Source organism: Bacillus sp. AFS001701, assembly GCF_002559405.1.
Taxonomy (GTDB): Bacteria; Bacillota; Bacilli; order Bacillales; family Bacillaceae_G; genus Gottfriedia.
Genome location: NZ_NTZO01000096.1, coordinates 1 through 8,235, shown reverse-complemented (window position 1 = coordinate 8,235; position 8,235 = coordinate 1). Strand labels below are relative to the sequence as shown.

The 8,235-nt window shown below is 34.3% G+C and carries 10 protein-coding genes; all 10 read left to right on the top strand.

From position 1 onward, the window contains the following. Window positions 1-213 precede the first annotated feature (213 nt). Window positions 214-984 carry a TatD family hydrolase gene (locus CN514_RS08185; protein ID WP_098232176.1) on the top strand — a complete coding sequence of 257 codons (771 nt, stop codon included), beginning with the start codon at window positions 214-216 and terminating at the stop codon, window positions 982-984. A 186-nt stretch (window positions 985-1,170) separates the two neighbouring features. Beyond that, window positions 1,171-2,379, top strand: a complete 1,209-nt coding sequence (locus CN514_RS08180) for a G5 and 3D domain-containing protein (RefSeq protein ID WP_098232175.1) — start codon at window positions 1,171-1,173, stop codon at window positions 2,377-2,379. A gap of 140 nt (window positions 2,380-2,519) precedes the next feature. After that, window positions 2,520-3,074, top strand: a complete 555-nt coding sequence (gene rnmV, locus CN514_RS08175) for a ribonuclease M5 (RefSeq protein WP_098232174.1) — start codon at window positions 2,520-2,522, stop codon at window positions 3,072-3,074. Further along, a complete protein-coding gene (gene rsmA / locus CN514_RS08170; RefSeq protein ID WP_098232173.1) occupies window positions 3,074-3,949 on the top strand; it encodes a 16S rRNA (adenine(1518)-N(6)/adenine(1519)-N(6))-dimethyltransferase RsmA in 876 nt (291 codons plus the stop codon). The genes rnmV and rsmA overlap by 1 nt, the downstream gene beginning before the upstream one ends. Window positions 3,950-4,139: 190 nt before the next feature. Then, on the top strand, window positions 4,140-5,018 hold the full coding sequence (gene yabG, locus CN514_RS08165) for a sporulation peptidase YabG (RefSeq protein ID WP_098232172.1): 879 nt from the start codon (window positions 4,140-4,142) through the stop codon (window positions 5,016-5,018). Window positions 5,019-5,222: 204 nt separating this feature from the next. Continuing rightward, window positions 5,223-5,492, top strand: a complete 270-nt coding sequence (gene veg, locus CN514_RS08160; RefSeq protein ID WP_069033953.1) for a biofilm formation stimulator Veg — start codon at window positions 5,223-5,225, stop codon at window positions 5,490-5,492. Between the two features lie 119 nt (window positions 5,493-5,611). Beyond that, complete coding sequence (locus CN514_RS08155; protein ID WP_069033981.1) at window positions 5,612-5,770, top strand: small, acid-soluble spore protein, alpha/beta type; 159 nt, start codon at window positions 5,612-5,614, stop codon at window positions 5,768-5,770. Window positions 5,771-5,953: 183 nt separating this feature from the next. Continuing rightward, window positions 5,954-6,823 carry a 4-(cytidine 5'-diphospho)-2-C-methyl-D-erythritol kinase gene (gene ispE / locus CN514_RS08150; protein WP_097979270.1) on the top strand — a complete coding sequence of 290 codons (870 nt, stop codon included), beginning with the start codon at window positions 5,954-5,956 and terminating at the stop codon, window positions 6,821-6,823. A 53-nt stretch (window positions 6,824-6,876) separates the two neighbouring features. Beyond that, entirely contained in the window at window positions 6,877-7,719 is an 843-nt protein-coding gene (gene purR / locus CN514_RS08145; RefSeq protein ID WP_098232171.1) for a pur operon repressor, read from the top strand. Between the two features lie 51 nt (window positions 7,720-7,770). Then, window positions 7,771-8,142 carry a RidA family protein gene (locus tag CN514_RS08140; protein WP_098232170.1) on the top strand — a complete coding sequence of 124 codons (372 nt, stop codon included), beginning with the start codon at window positions 7,771-7,773 and terminating at the stop codon, window positions 8,140-8,142. Window positions 8,143-8,235 lie beyond the last annotated feature (93 nt).

Sequence of the window (8,235 nt, the reverse complement as noted above, 5' to 3'; positions counted from 1 at the left end):
CAATAGTAAACTAAAAAAAATATCAGAATTTTGTTTCGAAAAGTAAGAAAGTCTTGATATAACATGGAATTAATTTAAAACATCTTTAAAAATTAATTAGAAATTGCTTAATTTTGACTGTTTCTTTTTGTAACGGAATTGTTAACTGTGCGTTAGGTAAGAAATTTTACGGTATGCTAGACTAAATCTCAGATGAGCAAAGGGGAAGTAAAAATGCTTTTTGATACACATGTACATTTAAATGCAGATCAATACAAAGAAGACCTTGAAGAAGTAATTAGTAGAGCTCTGGAAGCAGGAGTTGTTCATCAAGTAGTTGTTGGCTTTGATCGACCAACAATTACGAAAGCTATGGAATTAATTGAGAAGTATGATTTTCTTTATGCAGCTATTGGCTGGCATCCAGTTGATGCAATTGACGCAACTGAAGAAGATTTTGAATGGATTAAGGAATTATCAAAACATCCTAAAGTAGTAGCAATTGGTGAAACTGGATTAGATTACTACTGGGATAAATCTCCAAAAGAAATCCAAAAAGAAGCATTTCGCAAACAAATTCAATTAGCAAAAGAATGCGGGCTACCGATTGTCATTCACAATCGAGACGCAACAGAAGACATTGTAACCATTTTAAAAGAAGAAAATGCATCAGAAGTAGGTGGCATCATGCACTGCTTCGGCGGAAGTGTGGAAACTGCAAAGGAATGTATTAAAATGAACTTCTATATTTCATTAGGAGGACCAGTTACATTTAAGAATGCAAAAAAACAAAAAGAAGTTGCGACAGAGATTCCGTTAGAAAATCTATTAATCGAAACGGATTGTCCATACTTAACACCACATCCGTATAGAGGAAAAAGAAATGAACCTAGCTATGTATCACTTGTTGCTGAAGAAATTGCACGTTTAAAAAACATATCAGTTGAGGAAGTTCAAAAACGAACTTTCGAAAATGCGTGTAATATTTTTCAGATTAACAAATGATCTCATGAACTAGTACGAATACATAATATTCGTCACAGTTCACGTATGAAGAGTTGAAGAATTTGTCGGAAGAAAACTCTTCTACTTCTAAATCTAGTAAACATACATTCAGTAGAGTAGAAGCACTAGTTAATAGGTTTGGAGCTAGTCAATCTTTTTTCTCAGGCGAAAAGGAGGAGTAAAATCGTGATAGACGCGAATAGGTTACTTTCTAGACTTGGGAGTAGTAAAAAACTAGCAGTACAACTTGCAGGAGCTTTAGTTTTCACTGGATCAGTAGGTACAGGAGCATATGAGGGACTTAAAGAACAAGTAACTCTTGAGGTAGACGGGAAGGAACAGGTTATTCAAACACATGCAAATACTGTGGCTGAATTATTAAAAGAACAAAATATTAATATTACGAATGCAGATGAAATATATCCGTCAGCCAAAACGAAAATATCAGATGATATGGATATTACAGTTCATTTAGCGAAACCTGTTAAACTTACGATCGATGGGCAAGAAAAAGTCATTATGACAACTGCTCAAACGGTAAAGGAATTATTAAAGGAACAAAATATTAAGATCAAACCTGATGATGTTATAATGCCTGCACTGTCAACACCGTTAGAGGAAAATGGTAAGGTATCTTACGAAAAAGCATTCCCTATGGTATTAAATGACGGAGGAGTTTCTAAAAAAGTATTTGCAACTTCGACTACTGTCGCTGACTTTTTAGAAAAGCAGAACATTACATTAAACGAATTTGACCGAGTTGAACCAGGTGCCGGCGAAATGATCAAACAAAATGATACAGTTCGAGTTATCCGTGTCGAAAAAGTCAACGATGTGGTGGAAGAGCCTGTAGATTTTAAAGAAAAAGAACAAAAAGATTCTTCTATGTACAAGGATGAATCTTCGGTCATTTCAGAAGGTGTAAAAGGACTTGTTAAACGTAACTTTGAACTGATTAAAGAAAATGGTAAGGTAGTTTCTAAAACGCTAGTTGATGAAACTATTTTAAAAGAACCAGTTGATCGAGTAGTTGCAGTTGGAACAAAGTCCGTACCAACATCAAGTGCTTTAGTAAAATCTAGTGCGCCAAAATCAAGCAGTAAGGTAAAAGAAATGTATGTTGAAGCAACTGCATATTCACCTTACGACGCTGGGATGTCTGGTGTAACAGCTTTAGGTATTAATGTTCGTAAAAATCCTAACACAAAACTGATTGCAGTTGATCCAAAAGTGATTCCTTTAGGATCTAAGGTTTGGGTTGAAGGATATGGTGTTGCTATTGCTGGCGACACTGGTGGAGCAATTAAAGGCAGAAGAATCGATATTTTAATGCCTACAAAAGACGATTGTTTTGATTTTGGTCGTCGTACTGTAAAAATTCGTATTATTAGTTAATATTTTTAAAATAGATCGTTGTTTGAATGAAAGTAGAAGGATAAGTCCTTCTGCTTTTTTTTATACTACTTTTAAGAGAGTATGAAGTTTTATTATCCATATGGTATGATTACATATACTTGTATTGGTTGGAGGAACAAATGAAAATTAAAGAAATCATTGTTGTTGAAGGTAAAGATGATACGGCGGCAATTAAAAGGGCTGTGGATGCAGATACAATTGAAACAAGTGGTTCTGCTATAAATAAGGATACTTTACAATTAATAAAGCATGCTCAGGAGACACGAGGAGTTATCGTATTTACAGATCCTGATTATCCTGGTCAACGCATACGCTCGATTATTAAAGAACATGTACCAGGATGTAAGCATGCATTTTTACCAAAGGAAGAAGCGGTTCGTTCAGGTAAAAAAGGATTAGGAATCGAGCATGCTACTAGAGAATCTATTCGAAATGCTTTAATTCATGTTAAGCAGGAATTTATCGAAGTTGAATCTGAAATCACTAAGGAAGATTTAATAGATGCCGGATTAATTGGACATCCCAAATCAAGTGAAAGACGAGATAAACTTGGTAAAATTCTTAATATAGGTTATACAAACGGTAAGCAATTAGAGAAAAGACTGCAAATGTTTCAAATCTCTAAAGATGAATTTGGACAAGCAGTAAAAAAAGTTTTAATGGAGGAAAAATAATGAAGGATATCGCGACACCTAGTCGAACGAAAGAAATATTAGCCAAGTACGATTTCTTCTTTAAAAAAAGCTATGGTCAAAATTTCTTAATTGATACAAATATACTAGAAAACATTGTAAGTTATGCAGATTTAACTGAAGAAAGTTGTGCAATTGAAATCGGCCCGGGAATTGGGGCATTAACTGAGCAAATTGCTAAGCGTGCTAAGAAAGTATTAGCTTTTGAAATTGATAATAGACTAGTCCCAATCTTAGAAGATACACTTTCACCATATGATAATATACAAATCGTCAATGAAGATGTACTAAAGGCTGATGTTGAAAAAGCGATTAATGAGTATTTGCCAAATGAGTTAGATATAATGGTAGTCGCAAACTTGCCTTATTATGTAACGACACCAATTATCATGAAGCTATTAACAGAAGGTTTACCAATCAGAGGAATTGTTTGTATGTTGCAAAAAGAAGTAGCTGACCGTATTGCTGCTAAGCCAGGAACAAAGGATTATGGTTCACTATCAATAGCAATACAGTTTTATACACATGCTTCAACGGTTATGACTGTACCTAGAACAGTCTTCATGCCACAGCCAAATGTTGATTCTGCTGTTATAAAGCTAGTAAAACGTGAAGCACCAGCAGCAGAGGTAATTGATGAATCATTCTTTTTTGAAGTGGTTAGAGCGAGCTTTGCTCAAAGACGAAAAACATTAAATAATAATTTATTAAATAACTTTTCTCATCTGAAAAAGGATAAGGCAATACTTGAAGCTTGTCTTCAAGAGGCAGGTATTGAAGGAACAAGAAGAGGAGAAACTTTATCAATTCAAGAATTTGCAACGTTAAGTAATAGTTTATATAAACAAGTAAAATAACAAAAAGATGATTATAAGCTAATTTACCAACTAGTTTGTAATCATCTTTTTTATTAGCCACTTTATTTTAGTTCTGATGCCCTACAAAAGTTCAATAAACCTTCTTTTCACCCTTTTTTTTGTCCATACATAATCTAAAAAAAGAGAGCGAACTCGTAGTGTACTTAAGCAATTTTGGAGGGGAAGGCATGTGAATATTAATGTAGGGGATATAGTAGAAAGAGCATCTTATAAATATGACCTAGTTTTTCGAGTAGTGGAGGTAAAACAAATCGGGGATGAATTCATTGCTGTTTTATATGGTGACGATTTTCGTTTAATTGCTGATGCGCCTTTATCTGACCTGCGAGTAATCATTGAATCAGAGTATCGAGAAAAAGGTAAAAGATCATCTGTTCAAATTGAGGAAAACTACAAACTATTTAAAAGAGAAGCCTTGGAGCAAAAAGAAAAAAGAAGATTTCAAGCAACAAATGGATATAGAACAGAAGTAAATCTTTTTCAAATACCAGGTCGGGTTCTTCACATCGATGGAGATCCAATATATTTAAAAAAATGTCTTGAAATGTATAATAAGATGGGTGTCCCCGTTGAGGGAATCTATTGTAAGGAAACAGAATTACCAACAAAAATTGGTTATTACTTAGATCATTATCGTCCCGATATACTAGTTATAACTGGTCATGATGCATACACAAAGGCAAAAGGGGTCGTTACTGATATAGAAGCTTACAGACATTCAAGATATTTTGTCGATGCTGTAAAAGAAGCGAGAAAAAAGGTTCCGTCTTTAGACCACCTTGTAATTTTTGCTGGGGCATGTCAATCTCACTTTGAAGCGATAATACGTGCAGGAGCAAACTTTGCAAGCTCACCAACTAGGGTAAACATACATGCATTAGATCCCGTTTATGTAGTTGGGAAAATAAGCTTCACGTCATTTATGGATCGAGTAAATGTTTATGAAGTGGTTCGTAATACAATTACAGGTGAAAAAGGACTAGGCGGAGTAGAAACAAAAGGAATTTTAAGAACAGGGCTACCTTTCCAATCGATGGAAGAGGAGTAAGGAAAAGATTTTCTACATTAACGAGAGACTCGTATGTAGAAAATCTTTTTTTTATTTTCATACATAAATTTTCTGATTTTCACAAATAATAATCGGGTGTTTATAAAAAAATATTGACAGGTAACCAGTACGTTGGTATAATTTTATCTTTTTTTGACTTAGTTTACATAAGATGGTATACTTGTCATAGTGAGGTGGTATGAAATGGCAAAAAAATTATCTGAAATAAAGGATACTTTAGATAGTCATGTTGGACAACGACTTACATTAAAAGCAAACAGCGGACGTAGAAAGACTGTGGAACGTTCCGGTGTATTAGCAGAAACATATCCATCCATATTCGTAGTACAATTAGATCAAGAAGAGAACGCATTTGAACGCTTATCTTTTAGTTATGCAGATATTTTAACAGAAACAGTTGAATTGTTTTTCTGTGATGACCATACAAGTGGACTGATGGCGAATGGGCAGTAGAATTTTCTACTGTCCCTTTTCTTTTTATTATTCATGAAATTAAACAGATTTACACATACTAACAATGTCGAAGTGGAAAAAGGGGGTTGCTTTTTTTGGGTAGAAGAAAAAGAGGTATAATGTCACAGAGCTTTAAAGAGGAACTTGCAAAAGATCTTGGTTTCTATGACGTCGTTCAAAAAGAAGGCTGGGGAGGCATTCGAGCGAAGGATGCCGGCAACATGGTTAAAAGGGCAATCGAATTAGCTGAGTTACAATTATCTAATAAGCAACAATAAACAATCTTCACTTTGACAAGCGAATTTGTCTACACATCAAACCGAAGCTAAATGCTTCGGTTTTTGTGAATCTTCCTAAAGAAAATTTACTGATCTAGCTCACTTTCATTGGGGTACATTTTTCTTATGAGTTAATTATGATACAATAGCAAAAAAGTAAGTGTTCATAAGAAGGTGAGAATAGTGAAATTAATGGTGAAGGCCCCTGCGAAAATAAATCTTTCATTAGATGTAGTAGGGAAAAGAGGAGACGGTTATCATGATGTAAAAATGATCATGACAACGATCGATTTAGCCGATCGAATTGAATTAGAGCTTATTCAAGAAGATAAGATTGTCGTTACATCACATAATCGTTACGTGCCAGATGATCAACGCAATTTAGCTTATCAAGCTGCGATGCTACTCAAAGAAATGTTCGGAGTTAAATTAGGAGCGCATATTTTTATTACAAAAAATATTCCTGTTGCTGCTGGTTTAGCCGGAGGTAGTTCAGATGCTGCGGCAGTACTAAGAGGTCTAAATAAGCTTTGGAATTTAAATTGTTCGTTAGATGAATTAGCGGTAATTGGTTCTAAAATCGGATCGGACGTATCATTTTGTGTTTATGGCGGAACAGCTATAGCTACAGGTCGTGGCGAAAAAATAGAACATATCGATACACCGCCACCTTGTTGGGTTATTTTAGCAAAACCAACACAGGGCGTTTCAACAGCAACTGTTTATCAAAAACTTAAATTAGATAATATTCAACATCCTGATGTAGATCGTATGGTTAATGCCATTTCGAATAAAAATTACGACGATATTTGTCTGTCATTAGGAAATGTATTAGAAACAGTTACGCTGCAATTACACCCAGAGGTTGCAATGATTAAGGATCAAATGAAACGTTTTGGTGCAGATGCCGTTTTAATGAGCGGAAGTGGTCCAACAGTATTCGGATTAGTTCGCCATGATTCTAGGATGAATCGTGTTTATAACGGACTAAAAGGTTTCTGCGATCAAGTATACGCTGTTCGGATGTTAGGCGAAAGGGAAAAACTTGATTAAAAACGAATATTATTATAAAATTTTTATAAAATATTCGTGATTTGAGGTGCTGCATGAAAATTAGAAGAAGCTCTCGTCTTGTAGGTATGACACACTATTTGTTGCATCATCCACAACAATTAGTATCTTTAACATTTTTTGCTGATTTATATGCGTCTGCTAAATCATCAGTAAGTGAAGATTTAGGTATTATAAAGCAGACGTTCGAACAGCAAGGAATTGGGACACTATTGACTGTGCCAGGAGCAGCTGGTGGAGTAAAGTATATTCCTAGTATTAGTAATCAAGAAGTAAATGCAGTAATTGAAGAATTATGTGATCTACTTCAAAAACCAGACCGAGTGTTGCCTGGTGGATACTTATACATGACTGATATATTAAGCAATCCTAACTATGTTAATAGTGTAGGCCGTATGTTTGCATCTATATTCAGTAATCAAAAAATAGATATCGTTATGACAATCGCAACAAAAGGAATTCCTTTAGCATATGCTGTTGCAAACTTTTTAAATGTACCAGTTGTAATTGTTCGTCAAGATAATAAGGTTACGGAAGGATCAACAGTAAGTATTAATTACGTATCGGGTTCTTCAAAACGTATACAAACAATGTCATTGGCAAAAAGAAGCATCGAGGCAGGTTCAAATGTTTTAATTATCGATGATTTCATGAAAGCTGGTGGAACGGTTACTGGTATGAAAAATTTGCTTAAGGAATTTCAGGCAAATGTTGCAGGAATTGGTGTATTAGTTGAGGCAGTAAATATTGAAGAAAGATTAGTTGAAGATTATATATCACTTGTAAAGTTATCTGAGGTAAATGAAAGAGAACAGCTTATTCGAGTTGAAAGAGGCAATTTCCAAGAAGAATCATTTATTAAAACTGAAAGCTTATAGTCATTAAATAGATAAGCTACTTGAATATAATGAAGAAGGGGAAGATACATAATGCAATTAATTCATACTGATCATGCACCAAAAGCAATTGGACCATATTCTCAAGCAATAATCGCAAATGGATTATTATACACTTCTGGACAAATTCCATTAACTGTAGAAGGAAATATTGTAGAAGGTGGAATTGAGGAACAAACAAAGCAAGTGTTTGCGAACCTTAAGGCCGTACTAGAAGAAGCTGGAACAGACTTATCAAAAGTTATTAAAACAACTGTATTTTTAAAAGATTTAAAAACTTTTGTTGATTTTAATGCTATTTATGAAGAGTTTTTCAATGGACACAAGCCTGCAAGAAGCTGTGTGGAAGTTGCTAGACTACCTAAAGACGTATTAGTCGAAATCGAGTGTATCGCAGTTGTCTAAGTCAATCAGACAGTAAATAAATTTATTTGTGAAGAATGTAAAACCTGAAATTATTTTCAGGTTTTTTTTATATTCATTAAAATTCAATTAAAA

Bases quoted from the DNA above. Each gene is read 5' to 3' on its own strand.
- CN514_RS08185 (WP_098232176.1), top strand. From the start codon at position 214: ATGCTTTTTGATACACATGTACATTTAAATGCAGATCAATACAAAGAA.
- rnmV (WP_098232174.1), top strand. From the start codon at position 2,520: ATGAAAATTAAAGAAATCATTGTTGTTGAAGGTAAAGATGATACGGCG.
- rsmA (WP_098232173.1), top strand. From the start codon at position 3,074: ATGAAGGATATCGCGACACCTAGTCGAACGAAAGAAATATTAGCCAAG.
- veg (WP_069033953.1), top strand. From the start codon at position 5,223: ATGGCAAAAAAATTATCTGAAATAAAGGATACTTTAGATAGTCATGTT.
- CN514_RS08155 (WP_069033981.1), top strand. From the start codon at position 5,612: ATGTCACAGAGCTTTAAAGAGGAACTTGCAAAAGATCTTGGTTTCTAT.
- purR (WP_098232171.1), top strand. From the start codon at position 6,877: ATGAAAATTAGAAGAAGCTCTCGTCTTGTAGGTATGACACACTATTTG.
- CN514_RS08140 (WP_098232170.1), top strand. From the start codon at position 7,771: ATGCAATTAATTCATACTGATCATGCACCAAAAGCAATTGGACCATAT.